Origin of the sequence: Maribacter aquivivus, assembly GCF_900142175.1 — a bacterium.
GTDB classification, from domain to species: Bacteria; Bacteroidota; Bacteroidia; order Flavobacteriales; family Flavobacteriaceae; genus Maribacter; species Maribacter aquivivus.
In genome coordinates this window covers 324,033-350,830 of sequence record NZ_FQZX01000002.1, presented here as the reverse complement: position 1 = coordinate 350,830, position 26,798 = coordinate 324,033, and the positions used below count along the sequence as shown (strand labels likewise).

General features: G+C 34.6%; 22 protein-coding genes, 1 pseudogene and 1 riboswitch. Of the genes and pseudogenes, 12 read left to right on the top strand and 11 right to left on the bottom strand.

Annotated features, from left to right (window positions below; genetic code table 11):
* Window positions 1-13: 13 nt before the first annotated feature.
* Window positions 14-1,051 carry a serine hydrolase domain-containing protein gene (locus tag BUC31_RS11900; RefSeq protein WP_073244462.1) on the bottom strand — a complete coding sequence of 346 codons (1,038 nt, stop codon included), beginning with the start codon at window positions 1,049-1,051 and terminating at the stop codon, window positions 14-16.
* Between the two features lie 240 nt (window positions 1,052-1,291).
* Window positions 1,292-1,390, top strand: a riboswitch (SAM-I-IV-variant riboswitch).
* Between the two features lie 47 nt (window positions 1,391-1,437).
* On the opposite strand from BUC31_RS11900, the gene BUC31_RS11895 reads away from it, so the two are divergent.
* The 9 genes from BUC31_RS11895 to BUC31_RS11855 all read left to right on the top strand — a co-directional run bounded on the left by BUC31_RS11895 (window position 1,438) and on the right by BUC31_RS11855 (window position 14,150).
* Complete coding sequence (locus tag BUC31_RS11895) at window positions 1,438-2,739, top strand: Na+/H+ antiporter NhaC family protein (protein WP_073244460.1); 1,302 nt, start codon at window positions 1,438-1,440, stop codon at window positions 2,737-2,739.
* Window positions 2,740-2,826: 87 nt separating this feature from the next.
* Window positions 2,827-3,489, top strand: coding sequence for a hypothetical protein (locus BUC31_RS11890; RefSeq protein WP_139251960.1), 663 nt, complete (start codon window positions 2,827-2,829; stop codon window positions 3,487-3,489).
* Window positions 3,490-3,631: 142 nt separating this feature from the next.
* Window positions 3,632-4,153 carry an RNA polymerase sigma factor gene (locus tag BUC31_RS11885; protein ID WP_073244456.1) on the top strand — a complete coding sequence of 174 codons (522 nt, stop codon included), beginning with the start codon at window positions 3,632-3,634 and terminating at the stop codon, window positions 4,151-4,153.
* Between the two features lie 37 nt (window positions 4,154-4,190).
* Window positions 4,191-5,099, top strand: a complete 909-nt coding sequence (locus BUC31_RS11880) for a FecR family protein (RefSeq protein ID WP_073244454.1) — start codon at window positions 4,191-4,193, stop codon at window positions 5,097-5,099.
* Window positions 5,100-5,130: 31 nt separating this feature from the next.
* The gene (locus BUC31_RS11875) at window positions 5,131-7,626 is read left to right on the top strand and encodes a TonB-dependent receptor plug domain-containing protein (protein ID WP_170861956.1); all 2,496 of its coding nucleotides are present in this window, start codon (window positions 5,131-5,133) and stop codon (window positions 7,624-7,626) included.
* A gap of 169 nt (window positions 7,627-7,795) precedes the next feature.
* Window positions 7,796-9,250, top strand: a complete 1,455-nt coding sequence (locus BUC31_RS11870; protein WP_073244450.1) for a vanadium-dependent haloperoxidase — start codon at window positions 7,796-7,798, stop codon at window positions 9,248-9,250.
* A gap of 145 nt (window positions 9,251-9,395) precedes the next feature.
* A complete protein-coding gene (locus BUC31_RS11865) occupies window positions 9,396-10,607 on the top strand; it encodes a cytochrome-c peroxidase (protein ID WP_073244448.1) in 1,212 nt (403 codons plus the stop codon).
* A 400-nt stretch (window positions 10,608-11,007) separates the two neighbouring features.
* The gene (locus tag BUC31_RS11860; RefSeq protein WP_073244446.1) at window positions 11,008-11,868 is read left to right on the top strand and encodes an outer membrane beta-barrel protein; all 861 of its coding nucleotides are present in this window, start codon (window positions 11,008-11,010) and stop codon (window positions 11,866-11,868) included.
* 254 nt (window positions 11,869-12,122) lie between these two features.
* Window positions 12,123-14,150: an NADPH-dependent 2,4-dienoyl-CoA reductase gene (locus BUC31_RS11855; protein ID WP_073244444.1), complete on the top strand. Its 2,028-nt coding sequence runs from the start codon at window positions 12,123-12,125 to the stop codon at window positions 14,148-14,150.
* A 38-nt stretch (window positions 14,151-14,188) separates the two neighbouring features.
* On the opposite strand, the gene BUC31_RS11850 is transcribed toward BUC31_RS11855, so the two are convergent.
* The 4 genes from BUC31_RS11850 to BUC31_RS11840 all read right to left on the bottom strand — a co-directional run bounded on the left by BUC31_RS11850 (window position 14,189) and on the right by BUC31_RS11840 (window position 18,371).
* On the bottom strand, window positions 14,189-14,983 hold the full coding sequence (locus BUC31_RS11850) for a hypothetical protein (RefSeq protein ID WP_073244442.1): 795 nt from the start codon (window positions 14,981-14,983) through the stop codon (window positions 14,189-14,191).
* A 155-nt stretch (window positions 14,984-15,138) separates the two neighbouring features.
* Complete coding sequence (locus BUC31_RS11845) at window positions 15,139-16,374, bottom strand: pyruvate kinase (protein WP_084135027.1); 1,236 nt, start codon at window positions 16,372-16,374, stop codon at window positions 15,139-15,141.
* Between the two features lie 41 nt (window positions 16,375-16,415).
* Entirely contained in the window at window positions 16,416-16,955 is a 540-nt protein-coding gene (locus BUC31_RS19905; protein ID WP_084135026.1) for a pyruvate kinase, read from the bottom strand.
* 129 nt (window positions 16,956-17,084) lie between these two features.
* Entirely contained in the window at window positions 17,085-18,371 is a 1,287-nt protein-coding gene (locus BUC31_RS11840; protein WP_073244440.1) for a putative glycoside hydrolase, read from the bottom strand.
* Window positions 18,372-18,491: 120 nt separating this feature from the next.
* Here BUC31_RS11840 and BUC31_RS11835 point away from each other — a divergent pair, with 120 nt between their 5' ends.
* A complete protein-coding gene (locus BUC31_RS11835; RefSeq protein ID WP_084135025.1) occupies window positions 18,492-19,832 on the top strand; it encodes a hypothetical protein in 1,341 nt (446 codons plus the stop codon).
* A gap of 92 nt (window positions 19,833-19,924) precedes the next feature.
* On the opposite strand, the gene BUC31_RS11830 is transcribed toward BUC31_RS11835, so the two are convergent.
* The 4 genes and pseudogenes from BUC31_RS11830 to BUC31_RS20435 form a co-directional block, all read right to left on the bottom strand.
* A complete protein-coding gene (locus tag BUC31_RS11830; protein ID WP_073244438.1) occupies window positions 19,925-20,227 on the bottom strand; it encodes an EF-hand domain-containing protein in 303 nt (100 codons plus the stop codon).
* Window positions 20,228-20,351: 124 nt separating this feature from the next.
* The gene (locus BUC31_RS11825; RefSeq protein ID WP_084135024.1) at window positions 20,352-21,146 is read right to left on the bottom strand and encodes a 5'-methylthioadenosine/adenosylhomocysteine nucleosidase; all 795 of its coding nucleotides are present in this window, start codon (window positions 21,144-21,146) and stop codon (window positions 20,352-20,354) included.
* Window positions 21,137-22,441: pseudogene (locus BUC31_RS20560) on the bottom strand (NCS2 family permease). Before BUC31_RS20560 ends, BUC31_RS11825 begins: the two are co-directional and overlap by 10 nt.
* A gap of 153 nt (window positions 22,442-22,594) precedes the next feature.
* Window positions 22,595-23,323, bottom strand: coding sequence for a hypothetical protein (locus tag BUC31_RS20435; protein WP_211573866.1), 729 nt, complete (start codon window positions 23,321-23,323; stop codon window positions 22,595-22,597).
* A 244-nt stretch (window positions 23,324-23,567) separates the two neighbouring features.
* Here BUC31_RS20435 and BUC31_RS11810 point away from each other — a divergent pair, with 244 nt between their 5' ends.
* On the top strand, window positions 23,568-24,260 hold the full coding sequence (locus BUC31_RS11810; RefSeq protein ID WP_073244436.1) for a nitroreductase family protein: 693 nt from the start codon (window positions 23,568-23,570) through the stop codon (window positions 24,258-24,260).
* A 186-nt stretch (window positions 24,261-24,446) separates the two neighbouring features.
* Here the strand turns inward: BUC31_RS11810 and hxlA are convergent, their stop codons facing one another.
* Window positions 24,447-25,076, bottom strand: a complete 630-nt coding sequence (gene hxlA / locus BUC31_RS11805) for a 3-hexulose-6-phosphate synthase (RefSeq protein WP_073244434.1) — start codon at window positions 25,074-25,076, stop codon at window positions 24,447-24,449.
* Between the two features lie 50 nt (window positions 25,077-25,126).
* Window positions 25,127-25,711, bottom strand: a complete 585-nt coding sequence (gene hxlB, locus BUC31_RS11800; RefSeq protein ID WP_073244432.1) for a 6-phospho-3-hexuloisomerase — start codon at window positions 25,709-25,711, stop codon at window positions 25,127-25,129.
* A 227-nt stretch (window positions 25,712-25,938) separates the two neighbouring features.
* On the opposite strand from hxlB, the gene BUC31_RS11795 reads away from it, so the two are divergent.
* A complete protein-coding gene (locus BUC31_RS11795) occupies window positions 25,939-26,781 on the top strand; it encodes a helix-turn-helix domain-containing protein (protein WP_073244430.1) in 843 nt (280 codons plus the stop codon).
* Window positions 26,782-26,798: the final 17 nt, after the last annotated feature.

The window sequence follows — 26,798 nt, the reverse complement described above, 5'->3', positions numbered from 1 at the left end:
TATCTCATCTATTTTAAGGCAGGTCATAATCTAAACCAGAATAAATACTCAGCGCACCAATTAAAATATCATTCGGTACCATATTTACACCATTAGATACATACGTTATTGTGACATCATCAGAAGGGAAGTATACTGTAGATGATCTATAACCATCAATACTTCCAGTATGTCCAAATCCTTGTTTATTATAGAAAGCAGGAGAATTTAGACCAAATCCATAACCATCTACCATATTTGTCATAAGACTTAATGAGTTTTCTGAAATTAGCTTGCCGTCGAATAAAGCTTGATAAAAGATATTTACACCTTTAGCTGAAGATATAATTGAACCAGTGCCTTGTAATAATGTATAATGCGTTTCTAAAATAGGTGTCCAATTATCATTTTCAAGAAAATATGAAAAAGCTTCATTGTCTTCAGAATTAGTAACCTCACCATTGTAAGTATCTACCAGTTCTAAAGGAACAGCTATTCTATCATTTAAAGATTGGTCGTATGTTTTGGCATCTAAATCTTCTATTATAAAAGATAATAAAACATAATTGGTATTTGAATACTCGTACCTGTCGTCAGGTTCAAAAATGGTTCCGCTACTTATGAAATAGTCTATAAGTTCTGAGCGTGTGGCAGATTCAAAATTTCTTCCTGCCTCGAATTCACCACTTGTATAATTAAAAAGTCCGCTTCTATGTCTTAGTAAATACTCAATAGTAATAATTTCGGCATTGGGTATTTCTGGAAAGTAGTTGTCAAGTGTAGTCTCTAAGCTTAATTTATTTTCTTCAACAAGTTGCATGATAATGGTTGCAGTAAATGTTTTTGTAATGGAAGCTATTCTATATTTAGAAGCTGAATTGGCTTCCATATTATTTTCAATATCAATAAATCCAAAAGAATTTTGATAGTCTTCTTTTCCATCTTTGAAAATTGAAATACTGCCCATGCCTAAATTTTTTTCTTCAATTCTAGTGAAAAACATATCCATTTTGTCTCGATCAAAATCTTCTCCAAATTCGTCAACTTCTGTCGTACAAGAAAAGGCTGTCAATAATAAAAATGTTACAGCAATAGCTTTTAAGTAATGATTCTTCAGGTGTAAATAATTGAATTAGTTGATGTTATGATGCCAAACTTCGACCATTAAAATACGCAAGGTTGTTAATGAAATAATAATTGAAGTTAAATTTAAGGTAATTATGTAGGAGTGTTTCTATAGGAATTCTATTAAAATAAATTAACCTTTTTTAAGATTTAGTAGAAAGATTTATAGACTACATTTGCCGCCTTAAATAATTATCAAGAATCTCAAAAAAAGGAGATAGCAACCTGCAATAACAAGCAAGGTGCTAAATAGATAAGCCAATTAGTTGGAACAAATGTTAACTCATGTGTCTACTTATTTGCTACTATTTCCTTTATAGAACAAAGAAAGAAATGGCAAACACAAAAGACAGAACTCCCAAATTTTCAGCTTTAATACCCTTGTTCGTATTTGTATTTACGTTTTTAGGGGTAGGTATATATCAGAATGATTTCTATGCTTTACCAGCTCCTATTGCGGTAATAGTTGGTATAGTGGTCGCATTTATATTATTTAGGCAAACCATTTCTTCTAAAATTAATACACTACTGAAAGGCTGTGGAGATGATAAGATATTGACCATGTGTCTTATTTATTTGTTAGCTGGTGCTTTTGCGGCTATTACAAATGAAACAGGCAGTGTAAATGCTATTGTAAACCTTGGTTTAGATGTCATAGCCATTCAATATATTTATGTAGGCATCTTTATTATTGCTGGATTTTTATCTGTTTCTACTGGAACATCAGTTGGTGCAATTGTAGCATTGGCACCCATTGTAGTTGGTTTTGCAGATGAAAGCAGTGCAGATTTGGCAATATTATGTGGTGCCTTGTTAGGTGGTAGTATGTTTGGTGATAATTTATCTGTCATCTCAGATACCACCATTGCAGCTACACAATCGTTAGGTTGTAAAATGAGCGATAAGTTTAAGCAGAATATTAAAATAGCGGTACCTGCAGCGTTATTCACCATAACTATTTTAGTATTTCAGGGATTGGGGTTGGAGTCCGTCGTAACTGAAACCACAGTTTATAATTATTCCATCATAAAAATTATGCCATATGTATTAGTTATTATTCTTTCGATTGTGGGAGTTAATGTGTTTGTAACTTTATTGTTAGGTACAATTGTAGCAGGTGCATTAGGAATTGCCTACGGAGACTTTACCCTGATAGAATCAACTAAAATCGCGTATACCGGATTTACCAATATGACTGAAATATTTCTATTGTCATTATTGACAGGTGGCTTAGCTGCATTGGTTGAAAGAAATGGAGGCATCGAATTTATATTGGTCAATATTAAAAAACTGATTAAAAATAAGAAGTCAGCACAATTTGGTATTGCCACTTTAGTAAGTACCATTAATATGGCGATTGCGAATAATACGGTGTCCATTATTATTGCTGGTCCTATTGCAAAAACTATAAATGACGAGTACCATTTAGATAATAAAAAGACCGCTTCAATATTAGATATTTTTGCTTGTATATTTCAAGGTTTACTACCCTATGGCGCTCAGGTTTTAATGATTTTGAGCTTCTCAAAAGGGAAAATCGATTATTTAGATTTGATAAGTAATACTTGGTATTTACTGCTTTTGTTTATTTATACATTATTGTTCATTGGTTTCAAGCCAAAATATATGAAGTAACCTTTAGTATAACGCAATGACTTTTAAAAAGTAATTTTTCTGATAAAAGTCCGTTCTAGCATCTCATAAATTTCAAAACCATTACCTATGAATTTCAAGATGTTACCATTTGCCGTATTGTTTCTTTTTATTTCAAATGTATTTGCTCAAAACAAAGGTGTAGTAACTTTTAAAAACGGAGATATTAAAAAAGGAATTATTGAAAATAAAGGAAGTAAAATTCTTTTTACTGAAATTGAAACTTCGGAACCTAATAAAATTGAACATGATGATATTGAACATATAAAAACTGGAGATATTGAATATTTTAGAACCTCTCCAAAATCTAAGAAATTAGAAGAATTTCAGGTGATTATTTCTGGAGAAACAATGCTAGTTGCACGTAATATTCAAACCAACTACGGTAGTATGAAGGTTGAAAATGATATTTCAAATGCTCAAAGTGGTAATTTAACAGCAAGTCAAAGTTCGCAAGTTTCAAGAAGAGTTGTTAGAGGACCTAGTAGTAGAGGTACGATTATTAAGTATTATATTAAAAAACCAGGGTCTAACACTATTGAACAAGTATACCGACTAATTGTTGGCGATGTGGATTGGATTGGATACAAGAAAAAAGTAAAAAAGCAATTAGGTGATTGCAAAGAACTAATTCAAAAAATGAATGACGGTGACTTTAAGGATGATGAATATGGTAAAGGTGCAGAATTAGCTGCGATTGTTCTTTTTTACAATCAAAACTGTAGCAAATAAATTAATTTAGCATATTAAATATCATAAAACCTATAGGAAACTATAGGTTTTTTATTTTAGAGTATCTTGCAGATAAAGGGGTAATAGCTACTTTTGGGGGTAATACCTTTACAGTAGGTCTTTTAGAATTTAATATTAAAGAATGGGTCAAGAACCATCGGTTTGCGAAGAGAGCGTTTATAATAACATTTATCGAACCCATGCAGAAGGTTTGCGAAATTATCTTTACTATAAGTTTGGTGATATGCAGCGGGCAGAAGATATTGTACATGATTCTTTCGTTAAATTGTGGTCTTTATGTAGTACGGTGGTTTATAAAAAAGTAGCCAGTTTTCTATATAGTATTTCACGAAATCTAATGATCGATACATTACGTAATAAGAAAGTTGCTTTAAAATTTGAAAAAGGATTGGTTAAGGAACAAGATAATGAAGACCCTTATTTTAAATTAAGAACAAAAGAATTTCAGTTAAAACTAGAGTCCGTAATTTCAGATTTACCAGAAAAGCAACGCGAGGCTTTTTTAATGAATAGAATAGACAAGCTTACTTATAAAGAAATAGCGATAAGGCTAGAGGTTAGCGAGACAGCTATTGAAAAACGTATTTCAAAAGCATTGATAAAATTGAACAGTATTACAGAAATTAAAAATTTTTCTATTTAGCAGGTTGGTTAAATAGTTTTTTAAACGTACTACTAGTATGAGCAAGCATTTAGAAGATAAAAATTTAATTGCCCGTTGGATGGATGATCGTTTAAGTAACGAGGAGAAAGAACAACTGAAAGAATCGGGTGAACTAGATGCGCTTAAAACTGTAATTGATGATATAGATACCTGGAAGGTAAAACCATTTAATCTAGATGCAGGCTTAGCCAAGTTAACGGAAGAGAATAAGACAGTTGTTCCATTAAAAAAGAGCAATAAAAATTGGCTGCGTATTGCCGCAAGTGTAGCTATATTACTTTCCTGTAGTTTGGTTTGGTATTTAACGTCAACTAGTTCCACTACTATTGCTACCAAAATTGCAGAGAGTAAAACAGTTGAACTACCAACAGGTTCTTTGGTTGAATTAGATGCTGCATCAAGCATAACATATAATAAAGATGATTGGGAGGACAGTAGAATTCTTACTCTTTCAGGTCAAGCATTTTTTAACGTAACCAGCGGTGCTCCTTTTATAGTAAAAACTCCTACGGCACAAGTTTCTGTGTTGGGTACGCAGTTTAATATAAGCACACAAAAGGAACAGTTTTCGGTATACTGTTATGAAGGTAAAATAGAAGTTTCGTATAAAAACAATTCAGAAATTATTACGAAAGGGCAAAGTGTATTTTTAGTAAATGGCAAACTTAAAAAAGATAAACACGAATATTTAAGTCCGGAATGGATGAATGGTTTAAGTACCTATGATAGAACTCCGCTAAAAACAGTTATAGCTGATGTGAAACGCTATTATAATGTAGAGGTCAATCTTCCAAAAAAGTATGGTACACTTCAGTTTACAGGTACAATAGCGCATAAAGATTTGCAACAAACTTTAAACACCATTTTTACTACAATGGAAATTAAATACGAGCTTCAAGAAGATAATACAGTTATTTTTGAATAGTATTGAACGTATAAATCAGAATATGAGACCTATGTATAAGCATAAGAGAGCGTTACTTCAGTTTCTTGTTCTAAGTTGGTGTTGTATTTTTTTTCCTTGCGTATCATTTTCTCAAAACGGTCCTACATTAAAATTAGTAGATTTTTTAGATGAATTAAAAGCCACTTATAATGTAGATTTTATCTATAACCACACACTTTTAGATCAAGTTGTACTTCCCTCCTCTTCACATGATTGCGAATCGTTAGAAAATTGTTTAGCGAATATAAATGAAAAGGCTCCTATCAAATTTATTAAAGATGGAATCAACTCATATATGGTAGTACCTATTAGAAATGATATTTCATTTAGTGTTATAGATGCAGAAAATAGCGAAGCTATTCCTAATATAACCATTCAAATTAATAAGGGAGAAGAGCGCTTTTTGTATCCTATTAATTCAAGGTATACGATCAAGAATATATTCGCATTAGATTCAGTTCATATACGTGCTTCATTTTATTCCAAATTAGATATAATAGCTTCTGAGTTGGGGGCATTAAAAACACCTGTGCGCTTAGAACATGCTATGATTCATTTGAATGAAGTTCAAATAACCGATTATTTGACAAGGGGAGTTAATGCTAAGATTAGTGATAATACCTTTCATATAGATATGAGGTCATTGGGTTTACTAGCTGGGGAAACTGATGGTGATGTTTTCAATGTGGTTAAAAATATACCGGGAGTACATACGCCAAGTGGTAAACCTGGTAGTTTAAATTTTAGAGGAAGTACATTTGACCAATCACTTATTGAAATTGACGATATACCCATTTACCATAACGGGCATTTTTATGGCGCCATAGCACCCTATAACCCTACTACTGTCAGTAAAATTGAAATACAGAGAAATACCTTGGCTGCAAAATGGGGAGGTCGTGTAGGCGGACTCATACATATGACCACGAATAATACGGTGCCAGATTCCACCTTATATGAAGTACAGGCAAATACCGTTTATGCAGGGGCAACTGTTCAAATGCCTTTGGTAAAGGATAAATTGGCATTATATGTTGCTGCTAGGTCTAATTACCCTAGTATTAATTCCCCAAAATTAACTGCCTTCTCTAATCTTAATTTTCAGGGTAGTCGTTTAGAGGATGTTGCCGATGATGTCAATAGTGAATTTTTTAAAGTGGGATTTTATGATATCAATTCAAAACTCGTCTATGATATTAATGAAAACCATAAGGCAACCGTTAGTTATATCAGTATTCAAAACCTATTGTCGGCAACTCTAGAAGATACTGATGATAAGGATAATAAAGATTTTAGGGATTTGTCTCTAGATAACTGGGGTATGACCGTAAAGTGGGAAGGTACATTCTCAGAGAAGCTTAAAGCGCAGGCACGGTTTAGCAAATCATCACTATTTATAGATAATAAAAGTGAAGGTTTTTCTGCATCAGAGCGTTCAAGTTTTGAGAAATACTCCAATACCATTGAAGATACTAGGTTCATCACTGAAGTTCAATTACAACTAAACGAAAATACCGCTCTAGAAACAGGATATACATTAACAGATTACAGTTTAAGGTTTGATGAGCGAAATGATGAGAATAGCATTGACAGCCGTAGAGATCAAGATGCAATGACGCATAGTATGTACGCATCCTTTAATAAGAATTGGAACGATAAGGTAACGGCTAATTTTGGGATGCACACAGATTATTACGATCCTAATAAAAGATTCTTTGCAGACCCTAGAATTTCAATAAATGTTAGAACAAGTGATGCATTATATTTAAAAACTTCGGCAGGTCGATCACATCAATTCATTCAAAAAAAACTACGTGACGATTTTGATGATTTCAATAATCAGACGCAATTCTGGTATTTACCTGATCAAACCACAGCGGTATTGGAGGGTTACCAAACTATGCTTGGGGCTTTGTACAACAAATCTGGCTGGTTGGTAGATTTGGAACTATATATTAGAAATACCAATAACGTAACATTACAGACCAATACGGATACGCTAGAAAAAGGAAAGCTAAAAAGTATGGGTGCCGATCTCTTTGTAAAAAAACGGTGGAATAATTTTGAAACACTCTTTAGCTATTCCTTAAGTGAAGTAGATACCGACTTTGGAAAAACATTGCCTATTTACTTTGATCAGCGTCACATTTTACACGTAACAGGGCTATGGCATTTAGATCCCTTAAACTTGGCTGTAACTTGGGGTTTCTTTTCTGGTATGCCTGTAGTTGTTCCAGATTTTGAAACAGACGAAGGTACTTCTCAGGACGATTTAGATATTGGGTACACAGACAGATTTCCCCATATGCACCAATTAGATGTATCTGCCACGTATGCCTTTTCAAATCCTAAAAAAAGTTGGAAAGGTATAGTAGGTCTTTCGTTCGTTAATTTATATGACCAAGATAATATTGTCAATATCTTTCAGAATGAACCACCGGTTGACGACCCCTATCGTAAAACTATAGCCTTTGCTCCCAACCTTCAATTAAGCATACAGTTTTAACCGCTCAATGAATATTGGAACTTCAATTTATATTACCATTTTTTCAGCACCCAAAAATTAATTCTATTTATTTTTAAAATAAGGGTTGGGTAAAATCATAAGCTAAACGTATTAAGGAAAAGGCAAAAAAAATAGCCTGAAATAAACATTAACCTTAATGCGAAAATTTATGAGAAACTTTAATATAGGATGGGTGCTACTAATTTTATCGGTGATTTTAGTTCAATCTTGTGCAAAAGATGAATTAGATGTGCTAGAAATTAGCGAGACGGATACAGATGATTTTGATACCGTAGCTCAAGATTCCTTAACCGCCAGAAGACAGAACGATCGAAACAACGGTTTAAACCCTTCGGAAGAGACCGTACAGCTTATAACGGATTGGAATGATCTGTGGTTGGTATTAGATCGATACACGAACGGTTTAAGACCAAATACTACTGCGAGAGCTTTGGCATATATTCATTTGGCGGGATATGAAACTGCAGTTGCAGACATGGACGGCTATGGATCAACTAGAAATCAATTGCAAGGTTTTAATCTAGACCAAGATGATAGGGCTGATACTGTAGATAGAAATTTGGCATTAAACACGTGTTATGCCTTGGTATTCGATCATTTTATGTTCAGTGTATCCAACAATGCTAAAGCAGGTATTACCACTTTAGAAAATGAAATGGCAGAAGAACTTTCCGAAAATTTATCTCAAGAAGAAATAGAAGATTCTGAGGAATGGGGAGCATTGGTCGCAGAAATGGTCATTGCCTATAGCCAAACGGATAACGAAGCTGAAACCCAGCAATTAGATCCAAATCCGGGTTCTTATGTAGCTCCTGTGGGTGAGGGTCTTTGGGCGGCTTCAGAGGGAGAAACTGCATGGTTTCCTTATTGGAACAGGGTAAGAACTTTTGTGATTTCTCCAGAACAGACTTCTAGTACACCACCACCTTTTTCACATAGTGGGAATAGGAATAGTGGTTATTATAATCAAATGGATGAGGTGGAAAGTACTGCAACCACGGCAAGATTGGAAGATAATGAAGACTTATGGATTTCAGAATTCTGGTCAGATGATGTAGAGGGGTTAATGATGAGTCCTCCAGGTCGTCAGTTTTCAATAGCAAATCAGCTTATTGACCAAGAAGATTTAGATTATGAGCAAACCTTAGAGCTATTATTAAAATTGGGTTTCGCGATGAATGATGCAGCAGTTTCGGCTTGGGATGATAAATATACTTACAATACGGAGCGTCCAAGTAGATATATTTTAGAATATATAAATGACGATTTTCAAACGAATTTAGCACGGTTTATTTCCTCTCCAAATCCTGCTTTTCCTGCGTATCCTTCAGGTCATGCAACCTTTGCAGCTGTGGCATCTGGAGTATTTATGGACATATTTGGTGGTGATGCAATCAATTTTACGGATAGAACCCATGCCGGACGATCAGAATTTAGAAGTGATTCTAGAAGCTTCAGTTCTTTTTCTGAAATGGCAGAAGAAAACGGATATTCAAGAATACCCTTAGGTGTGCATATACAAGCTGATAGTGATGAAGGTGTCCGTTTAGGGTATGAAATTTCAGCTGCAATTAACAACTTCAGTCTTTCTCCAAATTTTTAGTATAAACTTTTAATTGTAAAGGTTTCGCCATTGCGTGGCGAAGCTTTTACTATTATAAAATATCTACCCTTCCAAAAATTTAAGTGACCTGAATGACAAAAAACTACTTTTTAATTTTTATCAATCCCTTTAAAATCAATTTAATATGAAAAAGTATGTTATCACCTTATGTCTAATGACATTTATAATTATTTCTTGCGGAAAAGATGAGTATATAGAAATTCCTGAAGTAGAGGAAGAAGTAGTTTTGGTTGAAGATGATAGTGAAGTTGATACCACGGTAGAAGAAGAAATATCAGATATTGTGGAGGTGGATGATTCTATCCTAAACCTACCTGATTCACCTTTTAATTATGCCAATATTCTTTTACCTGATTTTTTCTTTGACAATGATGTCAGAGATGAAGATAATACTCCCAATAATAATTCTACAACAGATAATGGTGCAACTTTAGGTAGGGTTCTGTTCTACGATAAAAACCTATCTATGAATAACACCATTTCATGTGCTTCTTGCCATATACAAGAAAACGGATTTTCTGATCCCAATGCATTAAGTACAGGGTTTAATGGAGAATTGACTTCAAGAAATTCTATGGGGCTTGCAAATGCCAGATTTTACGAGAATGGAAGATTCTTTTGGGATGAAAGAGCAGTAACCTTAGAAGCCCAAACCTTAGTACCGATACAAGACTTAGTTGAGATGGGGTTAACATTGCCTGAACTTGAAGAGAAACTAACACAACAGCCCTATTATGCAGCTTTATTTACAAATGCTTTTGGCGATGAAACGATAACAAGCAATCGGGTGGCATTGGCACTATCACAATTTATAAGATCAATGGTTTCTTACGAATCTAAATTTGATGATGGGCTAGCTCAGACCCAAGATATAGATGATAATTTCCCCAATTTTACGACATCTGAAAATAGAGGTAAACAATTATTTATGAGTAATCAAACGCGATGTTTTGATTGTCATGCCACTAATGTATTTGTAGGAGATGATGCAAGAAACAATGGATTGGATGCTACTATAACAGATTTGGGTGTAGGTGGTATAACAGGAAACAACAATGAGTTAGGTGAATTTAAAGTGCCATCATTAAGAAATATAGCCTTAACCGGACCGTATATGCACGACGGAAGATTTGAAACTTTAGAAGAAGTTATCGAACATTATAATAGTGGTGTCCAAAATAATCCTAATCTAGATAATAGATTAACCCAAGGCAATAATGTTCGTCGATTAAACTTGTCTGATACAGATAAACAAGCCTTGGTAGATTTTCTAAATACCTTAACAGATGATGAGTTTATAAACGATGAAAAATATGCCAGTCCGTTTTTGGAATAATTTAGTCATATCGAACGGTTTATTACTGCTTTTGTTCATTCATACGTTACTGTTTATTGGGTTTAAGACTCAAAAAAATGATTGATGTTAAACAAAAAACAAATTATCAATTCCCAATAAATTGCAATAAAGTAGGTTATAAGGTTCTTGTTTTGTTTAATTGATAATGCAAACGGCAAAATCAAGTATAGACTTCATATAGAGTGTTAAATAATAATCATAGATATAGGAATTTTCCTTAATAAAGTAACTTTGATAGACTAATTTAAAAGAAGCAATTAAAATCTTAGCAATACTTTTAAGGTTGTTGGTCAAAACTCTGTTAATCAGCAGTTAATGTAGTTTGGCTTTTGCTAATAAATTAGGTTTTAATCAATTTTCAACTTATAAATCATTTATTATGAAACACTTAATCGCTGTATGTGCAGCTGTTTTATTTAGCACGATATCTTATGGACAATTGCAGGTTTCTGCAAGTTCTGGATTGGCAATTGGTAGTGCAACTATGAAATTAGGAGAACGCGTTAATGCTTCTAGCACCGAGAACTCTTATGGTAGTTATGGAGAAGGAATTAATTTTCAAATTAGGGGTACCTACTTCTTTGACGATTCATTTGGTGCAGATTTAAGTATTGGGTATTTAAAAGGAACAGATCAAGATGTATCTATAGTTAATTTGCCAAGTACAGAAGTTAATGCTGTAGCTAGAGCACGTGCTTTTGGAGCTTCTGCATCTGTAGTCTATAAGTTTACTAATAATATTTATGGTCGTTTTGGAGCCTTATTAAAATTAGGCGGAAAAACTGAGGGTGTTATCTACCAAAAATCTGTTTTCTCTGAAGCTGAAGCTGAAGCTTTTGGTGTTCCAAATGGTTCATATTCTGAAACAAACTATAAGGAGGATTTTCACGGACATTTCCCTTTAGGTTTTGTAGGTGCATTTGGTTATAAGTATGACTTAGATTCTAATTTTAGTCTTTTTGCTGAAGTAGAGTATTACGGTATCAGTTTAAAGCGTAAAGATTCTGAAATAGCTGAGTTTAATACCGATGTTAAATTACCTGATGGTACAGTTGCGGTTAGCGGATTGTATACTATCGATAATTTACCAGAGGGCATAAACAAGACTACCACCTATGTTGATGAATTATCAAATACAAATACTGATACTTCTAGAGAGTTATCTCAAAAAGTACCTTATTCTTCTTTTGGTATTAACTTTGGTATTACGTACAAATTTGCACGGGCTATAAAAGAATAATTGTAAAGGTTTAATCCTTTTAGTAATAGAGAAAAATCCCTATGAAACTTTTGGTTTCATAGGGATTTTTTTATTCTGCTTGTTAAGGTTTTAAACTCGATACTGAAGAACTTCGGGTAGTCAAAATCTAAGTGTATAATTGAAAATAAGCGGTTTATACTCAAAAAATGTTTAGTTAGTTTTCAAATATTAAAAACGTATCTTGTTAACTATTATGCATGCATAATAAATAATCAACTAAAAAGTAACGTGTAATGACCAAGTACAAGCATATTTTTGAGCCTTTAGATTTAGGATTTACCACCCTTAAGAATCGAATTTTAATGGGTTCAATGCATACCGGATTAGAAGAAGAAAAAAATGGCATAGAGAAAATAGCCGCTTATTATGCCGAAAGAGCCAAAGGCGGAGTCGGATTAATAGTAACTGGCGGAATAGCGCCCAACGTACAAGGTTGGACAGGTCCTTTCTCAGCACGAATGAGTACTAAAAAACATGCAGAGCATCATAAGGTCATTACTGATGCCGTACATAAAGAAGGTGGTAAAATTTGTATGCAAATACTACATGCTGGCAGGTATGGATATCATCCTTTTGCTGTGGCACCATCAGCTATAAAGTCCCCCATCTCCCCTTTTAAACCATTTAAGCTCAACAAATCTGGTATTAATCGCACCATTCGTGATTTTGTAAATTCTGCTAATCTTTCAAAACTAGCGGGTTATGATGGCGTAGAAATTATGGGTTCTGAAGGTTATTTAATTAATCAATTCATTGCAGAAAGAACAAATAAACGTACCGATACTTATGGTGGTAGCTATGAAAACCGAATGCGTTTACCCATAGAATTAGTAAAGCAAACACGTGAAGCCGTTGGTGAGGAATTTATTATTATCTATCGCTTATCAATGTTAGATTTGGTAGAAAAAGGAAGCTCTTGGCAAGAAGTGGTTGCCTTGGGTAAAGAGATAGAAAAAGCTGGTGCCACCATTATAAATACAGGAATTGGTTGGCATGAAGCCCGCATACCAACAATTGCAACATCGGTACCTAGAGCAGCATTTACTTGGGTGACCAAAAAGATGAAAGAAGAATTAACCATTCCGTTAGTTACCTCTAACAGAATAAATATGCCCGAAACTGCTGAGCAAGTTTTGGCAGAAGGTCATGCAGATATGGTTTCTATGGCGCGACCATTTTTAGCAGATCCAGAGTGGGTCAATAAAGCTGAAGCAGCTAAGGCAGATGAGATAAACACTTGTATTGGTTGTAATCAAGCTTGTTTAGACCATGTTTTTGAACGTAAAGTTGCTAGTTGCTTGGTGAATCCGAGGGCATGTCATGAAACGGAACTGAATTATAATCCAACAGAAACAAAGAAAAAAATAGCCGTTGTAGGTGCTGGTCCAGCAGGTTTAGCAGCGTCAACAATAGCAGCACAGCGTGGTCATAATGTTACACTTTTTGATGGTGAAAAAGAAACAGGCGGACAATTTAACCTGGCTAAGCAAATACCTGGTAAAGAAGAATTCTACGAAACCATTCGCTATTTCAATAAGCAATTAGAGCTGCATAATGTAACGGTGAAATTGAATACTAGAGTAACAGCAGAAGACTTGCAAAATGGCAATTTTGATGAAGTTATTGTAGCAACCGGAATAAAACCAAGAACTCCGAAAATTGAGGGTGTTGACCACCCAAAAGTCCTAAATTATATAGATGTCTTAAAATTGAAAAAACCTGTGGGCAAACGCGTTGCCGTTATCGGCGCTGGCGGAATCGGTTTTGACGTCTCTGAATATTTAGCCCATGAAGGGGAAAGTACAGCGTTAAATATTGATGCTTGGCTTAAAGAATGGGGAATTGATAAGACCTTAGAGGCTCGTAGTGGTATTGAGAACATACGGTCAGAAATACACCCATCGCCAAGAGAAATTTTTATGTTTAAACGTAGCAAAGGTAAGTTTGGTGCAAACCTTGGTAAAACCACAGGTTGGATTCATCGTTCTACGTTGAAAAAGAAAAATGTACAATTTATTAATGAAGTGCAGTATACTAAGATAGATGATGAAGGTTTGCATTATACCCAAAATGACGAACAAAAAATACTAAAAGTAGATACTATTATTATTTGTGCAGGACAATTACCATTTAAAGAACTGTTAGAACCATTGCAGGCAAAAGGTATAAAAGTACATGTCATTGGTGGTGCAGATGTTGCCGCTGAATTAGATGCTAAACGTGCAATAAATCAGGCTTGTAGATTAGCCGCTGAAATTTAATGCAGCTAAAACAGGTAAAGGCGCTATTTTAAAATGATTTAATTTTCTAGAGGTATAAACACTCCGTTTTTATACCTCAGTTTTAGAATTTTACCGGTAGAATCCATGAAGCCTGATGGGGAATCTAAGTCTCCATCGATATAATTCTCTACCAACTCATGGTATGATATTTCCATGGTATCAGGGTTGTATTGTGGTATCAATTCATCATGACCTCTACTTATCTCGTACATGAATTTATTATCGCCATTAAAACAGCCATCGCAGTCTTTTAAAACTCCATCCCTAAAACTTAATAGTCTAAACATGTAAAACTCTTTACCACTACCGTGTGTACCGTAAGCTTTTGCAAGGTATTTGTCGTTGTCGATACTATAAATTTGATAATGGTAAACTTCTGTATTATCAGTAATATAATGATCCTCAGTTTTGGTTGTAAGAAAACCTACGGCCAACTCATTATTTACTTTATACTGATACATAGAGTTATAGATGTGCCAGGTGCCACCATTAAATTCATCCCAAGAAAAGATCTTTAGTTTATCATCTTTTGAAGTTATTATCTTCATGTGTTCAGATAACGAATCATATTTTACATTCAAAAAAGATTCCTTCCTAAGTGTTTCAGCCAATGTGTTTTGAAATCGTATTAAAATGCTGTCTCTAGCTTCTCCATATTTACCACCGTAGTCATGTCTATTATCCTTAAACTTTTTATAAATAGAAGTCAAATGAGTATCTACAGAATCAACATCAATGGATTGTTGTGAATGTATGGTAGTACTATATCCTATTAATATAATAAAGCTGAGTATAAAAATTGATTTATTCATTATTTGAGAAGGGCTAAATACGCTACTATATTAAGTAAAAATTAGAACATTGGAGTAAATTCATAATTAACGACAAGCAACGTTTTATAAAACAAGTTTTTAGCAGGGCTGTGTGTTTTACTTAGTGTCAAGATTTTTATCAAATTTGATAGGTCTTAGAGTTTTCTAATCTTTGGCAGCATTGTTTCGTTCTTTTCTTGGTAGTCTTCCATATTAGAAAGAATTGTATTTAAAAGTACCAGTACATCTTCCATATATGGACCTTTGTTAACCATTACACATTCTGAATTTAGCGCCGTAACCACATCGGTAATTTCTGATCTTGATGGTAGTCCGTTTTTTGCGAGGTTCTCCAAAACTTGTGTCGCCCAAATTACCGGCACATGAGCTGATCCGCATATAGATAAAACCTCATGTTGCACTTGCCCTATATCTTGCCAGCCAGTTTCTACGGCAAGATCACCGCGTGCAATCATAACCCCAACATCTCTTACTTGCATGGCTTCTTGTAGTATTTCCTCTAGATTATCGAAAGCAAATTTTGTTTCTATTTTTAATATGACTCCAAGAATATCAAATACCCCCAATCTTTTAAATTCTGATAGCAGCTCGCTCACATCTTTTTTAGAGTTTACAAAAGAGAAATTGACAATATCTGCATGTTTGGCAACAAATTCAAGGTCTTCTATATCCTTAAGGGTGAGTCCGCCAGTTCCCAAATTAGTATTGGGAAAATTCATGCCTTTCTCCGCCTTTAATTTAGTTCCCTTCTCTACAGCTCTAGTGATAATTACTTCAAAACTTTCTTTGGATACAGATTGTATAGTTCCTTCAATTTTACCATCATCAAATAAAACTAAATCACCGTGGTTCACTTTTTCGAATATATCAGCAAACTGACAAGGAATATGAGCTTTTTCAATAATCTCCCCTATCTCATTTACGATAGCAGAACTCCCTAAAATGCTCTCTTTTGTTACCACTAGAACATCACCTTTATGGAGTAGTACTGCCTTTTGAATTTCTGGTAAAGTACCTATAGTTCCTTTTTTATTTAATTTCTTACACTCTAAAAGCATACCGCTTTTAAAAATAATGCGTTTTTTAGACCTTACAATAATTCCATTTTCAGACACGCTAACTACTTTTAGCTTTCTAAATTTATTCTTAGCATCAACTAAGCTAAGTGTATCATCTACAGTAAGTTGGTCTAGCCATTCTGCTTCAATAGGTACGGCATTAGTCGGTATGATTTTAGAAGTCGCAGAAACCAGTTCAATATCAACAGGATTTACAACATTACCCTCATCATCTTTCTCGGGTTTGAATTTTACTATTCTACCCCCTGGTTTAACGTTGCCAGTTCTAATTTTAGGTCCGGCTAAATCCATTGCAATTTTAACTGATGTCTTAAGTTTCTTAGAAGCTTCTTTTATATTTTCAATAATTGCCAGCCAAACCTCAGGTGGTCATGCGCACAATTAATTCTTGCGCAATTCATACCGTTTTCAATCATTGTGGTAACGAATTCTTTGTCATACGCGGCATGAGAAGGCATGGTAACCATAATACGAACTCTACGGCCCTTTGAAGGAGAGCCTAAAAGCGATTCTGTATTGAACTTTAAAAGTGCTTTACTCTTTTTAGTAGATAAATTTACTTTCTTAAAATCTGCTGATTTACCATCTTTTAAACGGTATAACAGATATAGTACTTTTATCAAGCTATCTTCAACATGACCTTGAGCATTCGCAAAGCGAGTCATACCTAAATCACCTAATTTTCTTTGACTTACTCTAAAATCTGATTTTCTAAATCTTTTATAATGCACAAGATTTACGGCACTCATTTTATGAAGTAGATGTATCTTTTTCAAAGTAGGTGCCGTCTTTTTCTCCTCTTTCCTAATTTTTCGCAATACAGCTTCCACTTCTTTAATGAGACTATTTATCTTTTTATGATTGATATTCATAGGTGCTTTTGTAAAAGGATTGACTTTGCGGGTAAGGTATTGAAGACTACTTTTTTAAAATATGACAACTGTCATTTAAAATTCTATATATTTCAGAATAGAAGGGGTGATTAATTGTACACAGAAACGCTATTGTTCACTTATCTTTCTCAACACGGTTCCGCTTAAGGCATTCACTACAATAGAACTTACCTCTTCCCCTTCTTCATTTAAATAAGGCGTGTCCAAATCTAATTGTACGCTGCCAGTGTCACTTGCGTTTACCAAAACTAAGGCACGAGAAAATTCTCTTTGGTAGAGTCCGTTTTCTAGTTGCGTAAAGTTGCCAGTGGCTACCCCAAAATTCCATGTGTATTCATCTCGCCAAGGCGAAGGTTCATTATAGGCATCGGTAACCTCTTGTTCAGAAAAATAGGTAGAACCATCGTTTACCAACCAGTAACTGGCAAAGGCATAATAAAAGCCTTGGTTATCATTTGTAGAAGTATGCGGTTGTACCAAGGTGATTTTGTTTTTCGACTCATTAACGACCACTTCGTTAATCTGCGGTATAAATCCTTCAGTATAATCAGAAAGGTAATTTCCGTTGCCGAAAACAAGCCACCATTCATCTAAAGCACCATCTAAATGTTGCATATAGCTTTCCCAAACATCGGGGTGTAATCTAGTATTGGTAATATTGGCAATTCCTATTTTATTATCAACCTTAAGCCTAGTGTTTATAGTCGTTAACATTGACTTATATGCCAGTTGAAAATCTTCATTAGATTCATAGTTCTTAGGGAAGATATTTTCATGGTATGTATCTAGCGTATAAATAGCATTATCCATTAAAACTCCGTCCCAATCATTAGCCACAAGCTCGTCAACCACTTGGTCTGCCCACAGCTGCTGGTATGCTGTATTACCAATATCCATCTGCCAATGATCGGTATAGCCGGTATACTCCAATCGATTATTATTCTCATCTACTAAAAACCATTCTGGGTAATTGGAGTTGGCATATTCAAAACCAATCCCTGTGGGTAGATAAGCATTGTCTGTACCATTTTCTACAGCATAGCTTCTGGTAGAAGAAAGATCTTTGTAAACCAACGTTTTAATATCTGGATTAACAGATTTAAATTTTTGAACATATTCATGAAACCAAGCATTCATTACAATTAAATCTCGTCTTGGCGCCTCGGTTTCTATTAAGGCATTGGGTATTTCTTCGTGATGTAAGTATAACCAAAACAATTTGGTTTGGTTGACGATAGTATCATTTGAAGTTTCTTCTAGTACGCTTGGTGTTTCAATAATATCTATCTCAGAAGAATCAATTTCTTCGCTGATTGCTTCATTATTATCACTGCTGCACCCTTGGCAAATGAATATGATTGATACCGCTACTAAATTTAAAATAAGCTTGTTCATAAATCAATTTTGATAACCTGAAGATTGGGTAATCTATAGTCAAATTACATAAAATCATTGTTTTAACAACTATACCGATATTTCTAAACGTACATAATATAACCCCAAAATTAAAACGTTATGCGAAAATTGAAGACTTGCCTATGGTTATTTAGTCTTAGTTGTGCCATAATTGGCTGTACTAATGAAGAAGCTGTTTTACCAATAAATGACAGTATTGACGCTGAAACTGAAACAGCTGAAGAAACGGTTGAAGAAGAGGAAGAAACGGAACCAGCAACTGATGAAAATATAATATCAGTAGAAGTAGCAACAACACTCGTTGCAAATGACCTTGAACCACACCCTATGCAAGATGTTGCAAAACCAGATTATTTAGAAACGATAGTTGATCCGTCTTTTGGAACAATTATTCGTAGAATTTCTAATGCTGGTAATGGTGGAGTAATAAAACCCATGTATAGTACTATACAGGCATGGAACGCAGATGAAACTAGAATGATCTTGTATGATCAAACTAACGGAGTTCATCAGTTACTTAATGGTATGACATATGAGTTTATTCGGAATTTAGATGATGTACGACCAGACGATCTAGAGCAGTTGTTTTGGGATTTTAATAACCCCGATGTTTTGTATTATTTGGATGCCTCTACCGATGAATTTGTAAAGTACACAGTATCATCAGGTACAAAAGATATACTTGTGAATCTTAAAGATGTTTCTAACTGTTCAGGAAGCATTAGTATGGGCAATGACGTGCAAATGATGTCTTGGGATTCTGATCTTATAGGATTTAGATGCGACAATAACGAATCTTATTCTTATAGAATATCTACACAAGAATTAGTCACTTTCAATTTAGATGATGTCAATTATACAGCGGCAATGCCAGCGCCAAGTGGAAACTTGTTCTATCATAATGTATCATCCTATGATGCCAATGGAGATTTTAAAGCAAGATTAAATATGACTAAGCCAGAACATTCTTGCTTAGGACAAATGGCAGATGGTACGGATACAAATTTCTCTGTAAGTTTTGATGCCGGACCAAATGGTGGATGCCAAGGAAATATCATTGCCTATGATTTGAACACTGGTGATTGCTTACCGGTCATATCAGAAGGTTTGGGCTATGCCTATACGAAATCGGGAACACATATTTCGGCTGTTGCACATAAGAATCCGGGATGGATTGCAGCATCAATGATTGGTTTTGAAGGAGACGGTCAGGCATTGTTGGATCAAGAACTGGTAATAGCTTATGTATCACCTGGTAATGTAGAACTATACAGAATTGGACATCATAGAGCCGATGAAGATGAGTTTGATTATTGGGGAGAGCCACATGCAGTAATTAGTCCCACAGGTACAAGAGTACTTTTTGGTTCTGATTGGAGCGGTAGTGAAGATGGCACCTCTGTAGAATCTTATGTAGTGGAACAGCCTTCTTTTAATTAGATAACCACCTTGTAAATTATTAATATCTGTAAGTACTAAAAACAAAAAAAGGCGTATTCTAATGAATACGCCTTTTTTAAATATCATATAATTTACTTCTTCAACAAAGCAAGAATACCTTCTAGTTCAGTAAGGTTTAGATTAGAACTGTTATCAGTATCTAATACATCAAAGTTTTCAGCTACAGAGCCAATAGCTTCTGTAGAGCTAATAGCTTTGTCATTATTAGTATCTAAAAGACTAAATAGACTTGCTACTTGTTGTACTGTAGAGTTAGAGCTTAAAGAACCTAATAGTTGAGCAGCATCTGAAACCTTAGAGGTATCCATATTTTTTACGCTATTACAGCTAGTTATTGTAGCTGCTAGAATGAATGTTGCAATTACTTTTTTCATGGTTATGTGTTTTAATTTAATAGCAAAAGTACTCTTAACGATGTGTTATTAAAAAGATTATATACAAATAAGCTTTTTAAACCTATTAACCGCCTTTATTTATAGATGAAAACATGGGGGGATTTTAGAGCGTATTTTCAAGTAAAGCCAAAACCATTTGGGCTGAATTTACGGCAGCGATTTCAACAAATTTAAAATAATCTGTATGAGCGTCGGTATTTGCATTATCGCTACAACTACGTATTACGATATAAGGTAGATTTAACATTGTGCAAATCTGGGCTACCGCGGCTCCTTCCATTTCAGTGGCAAGCGCATTAAAATTGGAGTATAAAGCTTTAGCCTTCATAGCATCGCTTACGAAAGTATCACCAGTAGCAATTGTCCCTATATAGAATTTAGGCACTCTGTTTTTAAATGCCTTTAGTTGAATAGTATTAGAGACTATTTTACTTGTATGAAGTAAGGTGCTATCTACAGAGAGAAATACCGGGTTTTTAGTATTCTTAATAAGATTTCGTGTTGGCCATGTTATAAATTCATCATTCTGTAATTGCCCAAAATCATATTGAACCAAACTATCGGCAATAACAATATCACCTGGTAGTATATCTGGGTGCAATCCGCCAGCGACACCAGTAAAAATCAGCGCATTAAGTTTAAAGTGAGTAGTAAGTATTGCAGTACTGTATGCCGCATTTACCTTTCCAATACCAGCCTTTAGAAGAACAACTTCCTTGTTTTTAAGTTTACCGGTGTAGAATATAATTCCGTTTTTCTCTATTTCTTCTTTGTTCTCTAATTGCCCCTTTAGAAGTTCTATTTCTTCGTCCATCGCGCCCATAATTGCAATACGTTGGGCTTTTACTCCGCATAAAGCAAATAGCATTAGAAAAATTAGATAGTGTCTTATAGCCATAGGTAAAGAATTGATAATGCATTTATAATTAATAACACTGGGTTTATTTCTGATTTCTTACCAACAAAGAGTTTTAGTAAGGTATATGTTAGAAAACCAAAAATGATTCCTGTGGTTATGCTGTACGTTAATGGCATTAGTATCATGGTAAAGAAAACCGGAATAGCTTCATCTGCTGTATTCCAATCAATTTTAGTTAACGGTTTCATCATAAAAGAACCTACTAAAACCAATGCAATAGAACTAGCTATACTTGGAACTATGGATAACAATGGAGAGAAGAATAGAAATGGTAAGAAAAGAATGCCGGCAGTAATTGCTGTAAGTCCCGTTTTACCACCTTCGCGAATACCAACAGCAGACTCTATATACGCAGTACCTGAGCTCGTGCCTACCAAACCTGAAAATATGGTGGTAACCGCGTCTACCATTAAAGATTTTTTAAGATTTTTTGGATTTCCGTCTTCATCTTTATAGCCAGATGCTTCTGATAAACCCACGAATGTAGAAAGACTATCGAATAAATCTGTAAAAGCAAATACAAAGATTACTGGTAAAAATGCATATTTAATAGAACCTAATAAGTCAGCTTTGAATAATAAGCTGAAGTCTGGCATTGAGAAAACTCCTGAGTAATTAACAATAGTAGGGATGCCATAATTTACAAGAGAGGCATCTCCCCACCATCTGCCAATTGGTCAGGCAAGAATAGTAGTTAATACTATACCTATAATCATAGCTCCCGTAACCCTTTTAGCTATTAATATGGCAGTAATGATTAGTCCGACTAAAAAAGTAAGACACATAGGGTCTTTAAGTGAACCCAGACCAACTAAGGTTGCTTTATCGTCAATAATAAAACCTGCATTTTGGAAACCTATAAAAGAAATAAAAAGTCCGATACCGGCAGCAATGGCAAATCTTAGGGAGTGTGGTATGGCAAGTACAATCTTATCCCTGACTTTAAGAACACTTAGGATTAGAAATAAAATACCTGCCCAGAAAACGGCACCTAAGGCAGCTTGATAACTTAAACCTAAGCCTAATACGGCGGTATAGGTAAAAAAGGCATTTAAACCCATGCCCGGTGCGATAATAAAGGGATTTTTTGCATATAATCCCATCATAATACTACCAAAGGCACAAACAAGTACCGTTGAGGTTACCGCTGCAGAAAAGGGCATTCCGGAAGCAGAAAGAATTGATGGGTTTACAATGATGATATAAAATGTTGCTAAAAATGAACTAATACCTGCTAGTATTTCAGTTCGTATAAACGTACTTCTATCTTCCATGAAAATTAAAATAGTAAGAAAAGAAGCATTTTACACGTATCGTTGACGGAATCTTAGAACATTTTTCGAATCATCATTTATAACTGTATATTTTAGGGATTAAAGCTATTAGTGAGTTAATAATTATTGATTTTAAAACGTTAAACAGTCCATTTAACCTATGTCTGCCTTAAACCAAATATCTATAGTCGTTTCTTCTGGTCTATCATTTTGTGGTGATGGTCCACCTTGAGATCTGCCGCGACCACCGCCGCCTTGACCTCCTTGTCCTCCTCTACCACCACCTCCACCGCCTTGACCACCACCGCCAAAACTGATGTTTGAATCTTTATCTTTAGATTCTTTTTCCCTTTTAGGTGTTACGATACCAATGGATAGTTTAGATAAGTTAGCATCGCTAATTTTATATTTCGGAATGATTAGTTCGTATTGAAGCTCTTTGTTTTCTTCATTATAAACGTAGGTAATAGAAACTCCTAATTGGTTTAAGTCTAAATGGAATTCTTGTTCATAATCTAGATTGGTATATTCCCCAATTTTTGGCATTTCGGCTAGCAGTGTGGCAATATCAGGAACTCTTTGCTCCTCTTCTAGTTCTTCTCGGGTTCCATTATTTCTTTCGTTTCTATTTGGTCTTTCAGGAGGTGCAATGTTTATAGGATACTGTATAGCCACATTCTTTTTTCTTTTACCCTTAACATCAAAATAAACATAAAAGCCCTTATGTAGCATGGTAAGCATTGTGGCTTGGTCAAACGTGCTTAGTTGTACGTGAACATTTTCGTCCGTAATAAAACTACTATAATTAATGTTGTCTTCTGAGTTTTGGGCTTGGCTGGTTGCCATTACTAAAACCATCATTACTTGAAAATAATATCTCATACTTAATTGCTATTGTCTATTATGGTTTCAAACTTAGCGCTAATGCAAAAGCAAGATGTTAACTTTAAGTGGCTTTAGAGTAGCTCTCAGTGAACGTAAGATGTTTGGAGGTAATTGAATTAGGTTCTCACTTAAACTAGTTCATAATTATTGTTTCAATGATTAAAACAACCGTATTAAATGTTACTTTAAAAAAGCAATATCTTTGAGAGTAGAAATAGAAATTTAAATAACACTCAAAAAAATGGCAACCGAATCTCATATATCTGTAAACGGACATACGCATGTACTTTATAAAGAAAATGCCTTGTCTCAAGATGAACTTATAAAACAGAGCGAGGCTTTTTATAATCTTTTAGATGAGCGAAGATCGGTTAGGGAATATGCAGATACACCTGTTCCAAAAGAAGTGATAGAAATGTTGATTAAAACGGCTTCTACAGCACCATCAGGTGCGCATAAACAACCATGGACCTTTTGTGCGGTATCTAACTCAGAATTAAAAACAAAGATTAGAGAAGCCGCTGAAGCAGAAGAGAAAGAAAGCTATGAAAGTAGAATGAGCGAACGTTGGTTGAAAGATTTAGAACCAATGGGCACGAATATGTACAAACCGTTTTTAGAAGATGCCCCTTGGCTTATAATCATTTTCAAAAAAGTACATGATATAGATACCGATGGTGAAAAAGTTAAAAATTATTATGTAAACGAATCTGTGGGTATTGCTGCAGGGATGTTAATTACAGCGATACACAATGCCGGATTGGTTACACTAACACATACTCCAAGTCCTATGAACTTTCTAGCAAAGCTATTGGGTCGGCCAAGTAATGAACGCGCATTTTTACTGTTGCCAGTTGGTTACCCAAAGACACCAACATATGTGCCAGATATTGAAAGAAAATCATTGGTTGAGGTTTCTAAATTCTACGAGTAATACTTTAAGTAATGATACTTTAAATCCTATCTAATAATATTTTAGATAGGATTTTTTGGTTGTAGTTGATTTTGGATTTTAAATATTTTAATGTATAAATATCGATAGTGGTATAAAACAACAAATCCCCATTAAAATAATGAGGATTTGTGTTGCTGTAAAAGTGTAACTATTGCCTTCTACTACTTAAGCCATTGCCAATGCTTGTAATTCTTTGGCAGCTTTAGCAGGATCTTCTGCACCATAGATAGCTGCACCAGCTACTGCAACCGTTACTCCAGAGTTTTTAACCGCGGTAATACTGCTTAAATTAACACCGCCTGCAATCGAAACTGCCACTCCTGCTCTAGTTGCTTCATCAATTAGTACTTGAATAGAGTATCCGTCTTCAGCTTGCTCATCTAAACCAGCATGCAATTCTACGAACTCAGCACCTAAAGCAATAGCTTCTTTAGCACGTTTTACTCTATCTTTTACGCCAATGGTATCAACAACTACACCTTTACCGTGTGCTTTTGCTGCTTTGACAGCACCTGCAATTGTAGAATCGCCCGTTGCACCTAATACTGTAATATAATCTGCACCAGCACCAAAAGCCATGTTAGCTTCTAGCTCACCAGCATCTGCAGTTTTAAAATCAGCCAGTACTAATTTATCAGGAAAAGCATCTTTCATCTTTCTAATACCTGCTAAACCTTCACTTTTAATAAGCGGTGTACCTAACTCAATAATATCTATATACGGAGCAACTTTGGTTGCTAATGCAATAGCGTCATCAATATTTAATAAATCTATTGCTACTTGTAATTTTGCCATAATATGTTATTTAAAATGTTCTTAATTTATATCTGTATTTCTATTTGTAATTATTCCATATTCGCATGACGCTCCCATAATTCAGAAGCAGAACTACCGTCAAGATCCCAAAGCGTTTGTATTAAAGCATCGAAAACCAAAAGCAACGATTGTTCAAAAAGGCTACCTGCATATTGTTTAGATACATTTTCGTCACGCTCTTGTTTTTGTGCAGCAGGTATTAATACTGTTTGTTTAGATAAATTAGCCAAAGGTGAATTTCCATTAGTAGTTATGCATACTACATCTGCACCAACTTTCTTCGCAGTTTTTGCAGCATTTACAATACCGCCAGTTGTACCGGATCCAGAACCTGCAATCAACACATCACCTTCTGTAATTGCTGGTGAAGTGGTTTCGCCTACTACATGAACATTATAGCCTAAGTGCATTAAACGCATAGCGGCGGCTTTCATCATTAGCCCTGTTCTACCAGCACCCATTATAAAAATTTGCTTGGCATTGGTTATAATAGGAATCAGTGCAGCTACTTCATCATAATTTATGGCATGTACTAGTTTTATGTGCTCATTTATAATGATATTCATAGCACTTTCAACCAACTGGGTATCTTTGTTTTCAAGTAAATTTTCCATAATTACTGTGTAATTTTTTACTGCTTCATTAATTCGAGTACAAAGTTATAGCCGTACTTATCCTAATACTTATACAATTTGATAGATGTGTGGTACAATCTGCCCATAACACAAATATCATTGGTATTATTTTCTATTTTTGTGGTACATTTTGGAAATGACTGAATTATAACATGTAATAATTACTTATTGAAAATGACTATTGAAGTGCTAAAAAAAATTGAATTATGCTGAGTGATCAAGTTTTATACATTAAAGATTTAGGAAACTGTCCTCCATCCTATTTAAATGACCCTGCGAGAAGAGATTTCTATGAAATCGTTTGGTTGGTTAATGAGGATGCACTTCATGAGCCACAACATGATTTTCAAACCTTAAAAGGAGATTGGATCTATTTGATTCCGCCACACAGAGTTCATCAATTGAACAAAGCAGGTAAAAACGGCGTGCTTATTTCCTTTAAGCAAGAATTATTAGAAGGCGATTTAAAAGAGTTTTTGTTAGATGTTTTTAGAATATTTAATATTCAAGGAGAGTTTTCTTGTTTACAGGTGAATGAAGAAACCAGTAAAGGATTGGCGACCGTTTTACAATTATTGAAGGATGACTACAATAAAGAGACTGTTAACTTAATTATGGTCAAAGCACTTTTGAAAGTCTTTCTATTAAAGTTGATACATTTAAAAGAACAACATTTTACCCTTCAAGATATAAATGAAAAGCGCGTTTATGAGTTTATGCTTTTGCTTGAAAACAATTATAAAGAAGAGCGTAATGCCAAATTCTATGCAGAGCAATTGGGTATTAGCGCAAAACGATTGAATCAGATATTGAAAGAAAAACTAGATAAGACCGGAGTACAATTAATTCATGACCGATTAATTTTAGAGGCTAAAAGACAGATTATACATAGTGAGAGTACAATAAAGGAAATTGCTTATAACCTAGACTTTAAAGATCATTCCTATTTTAGTCGCTTTTTTAAACAACACGCAGAACAAACTCCGCAAGAGTTTCAGAACAAGGTGAAAAAGCATGTAATATCGCATGACAATACCTTGTATAGTTAGTTATTACGTCCGTTAAT

Coding starts and splice junctions, on each gene's coding strand:
- BUC31_RS11865 (WP_073244448.1), top strand. CDS start 9,396: ATGAAAAAGTATGTTATCACCTTATGTCTAATGACATTTATAATTATT.
- BUC31_RS11860 (WP_073244446.1), top strand. CDS start 11,008: ATGAAACACTTAATCGCTGTATGTGCAGCTGTTTTATTTAGCACGATA.
- hxlB (WP_073244432.1), bottom strand. CDS start 25,711: ATGGAAAATTTACTTGAAAACAAAGATACCCAGTTGGTTGAAAGTGCT.
- BUC31_RS11795 (WP_073244430.1), top strand. CDS start 25,939: ATGCTGAGTGATCAAGTTTTATACATTAAAGATTTAGGAAACTGTCCT.
- BUC31_RS11850 (WP_073244442.1), bottom strand. CDS start 14,983: ATGAATAAATCAATTTTTATACTCAGCTTTATTATATTAATAGGATAT.
- BUC31_RS11845 (WP_084135027.1), bottom strand. CDS start 16,374: ATGGATTTAGCCGGACCTAAAATTAGAACTGGCAACGTTAAACCAGGG.
- BUC31_RS11840 (WP_073244440.1), bottom strand. CDS start 18,371: ATGAACAAGCTTATTTTAAATTTAGTAGCGGTATCAATCATATTCATT.
- BUC31_RS11880 (WP_073244454.1), top strand. CDS start 4,191: ATGAGCAAGCATTTAGAAGATAAAAATTTAATTGCCCGTTGGATGGAT.
- BUC31_RS11830 (WP_073244438.1), bottom strand. CDS start 20,227: ATGAAAAAAGTAATTGCAACATTCATTCTAGCAGCTACAATAACTAGC.
- BUC31_RS11885 (WP_073244456.1), top strand. CDS start 3,632: ATGGGTCAAGAACCATCGGTTTGCGAAGAGAGCGTTTATAATAACATT.
- BUC31_RS11875 (WP_170861956.1), top strand. CDS start 5,131: ATGTATAAGCATAAGAGAGCGTTACTTCAGTTTCTTGTTCTAAGTTGG.
- BUC31_RS11825 (WP_084135024.1), bottom strand. CDS start 21,146: ATGGCTATAAGACACTATCTAATTTTTCTAATGCTATTTGCTTTATGC.
- BUC31_RS19905 (WP_084135026.1), bottom strand. CDS start 16,955: ATGAATATCAATCATAAAAAGATAAATAGTCTCATTAAAGAAGTGGAA.
- BUC31_RS11890 (WP_139251960.1), top strand. CDS start 2,827: ATGAATTTCAAGATGTTACCATTTGCCGTATTGTTTCTTTTTATTTCA.
- BUC31_RS11855 (WP_073244444.1), top strand. CDS start 12,123: ATGACCAAGTACAAGCATATTTTTGAGCCTTTAGATTTAGGATTTACC.
- BUC31_RS20435 (WP_211573866.1), bottom strand. CDS start 23,323: ATGAGATATTATTTTCAAGTAATGATGGTTTTAGTAATGGCAACCAGC.
- BUC31_RS11835 (WP_084135025.1), top strand. CDS start 18,492: ATGCGAAAATTGAAGACTTGCCTATGGTTATTTAGTCTTAGTTGTGCC.
- BUC31_RS11895 (WP_073244460.1), top strand. CDS start 1,438: ATGGCAAACACAAAAGACAGAACTCCCAAATTTTCAGCTTTAATACCC.
- hxlA (WP_073244434.1), bottom strand. CDS start 25,076: ATGGCAAAATTACAAGTAGCAATAGATTTATTAAATATTGATGACGCT.
- BUC31_RS11810 (WP_073244436.1), top strand. CDS start 23,568: ATGGCAACCGAATCTCATATATCTGTAAACGGACATACGCATGTACTT.
- BUC31_RS11870 (WP_073244450.1), top strand. CDS start 7,796: ATGAGAAACTTTAATATAGGATGGGTGCTACTAATTTTATCGGTGATT.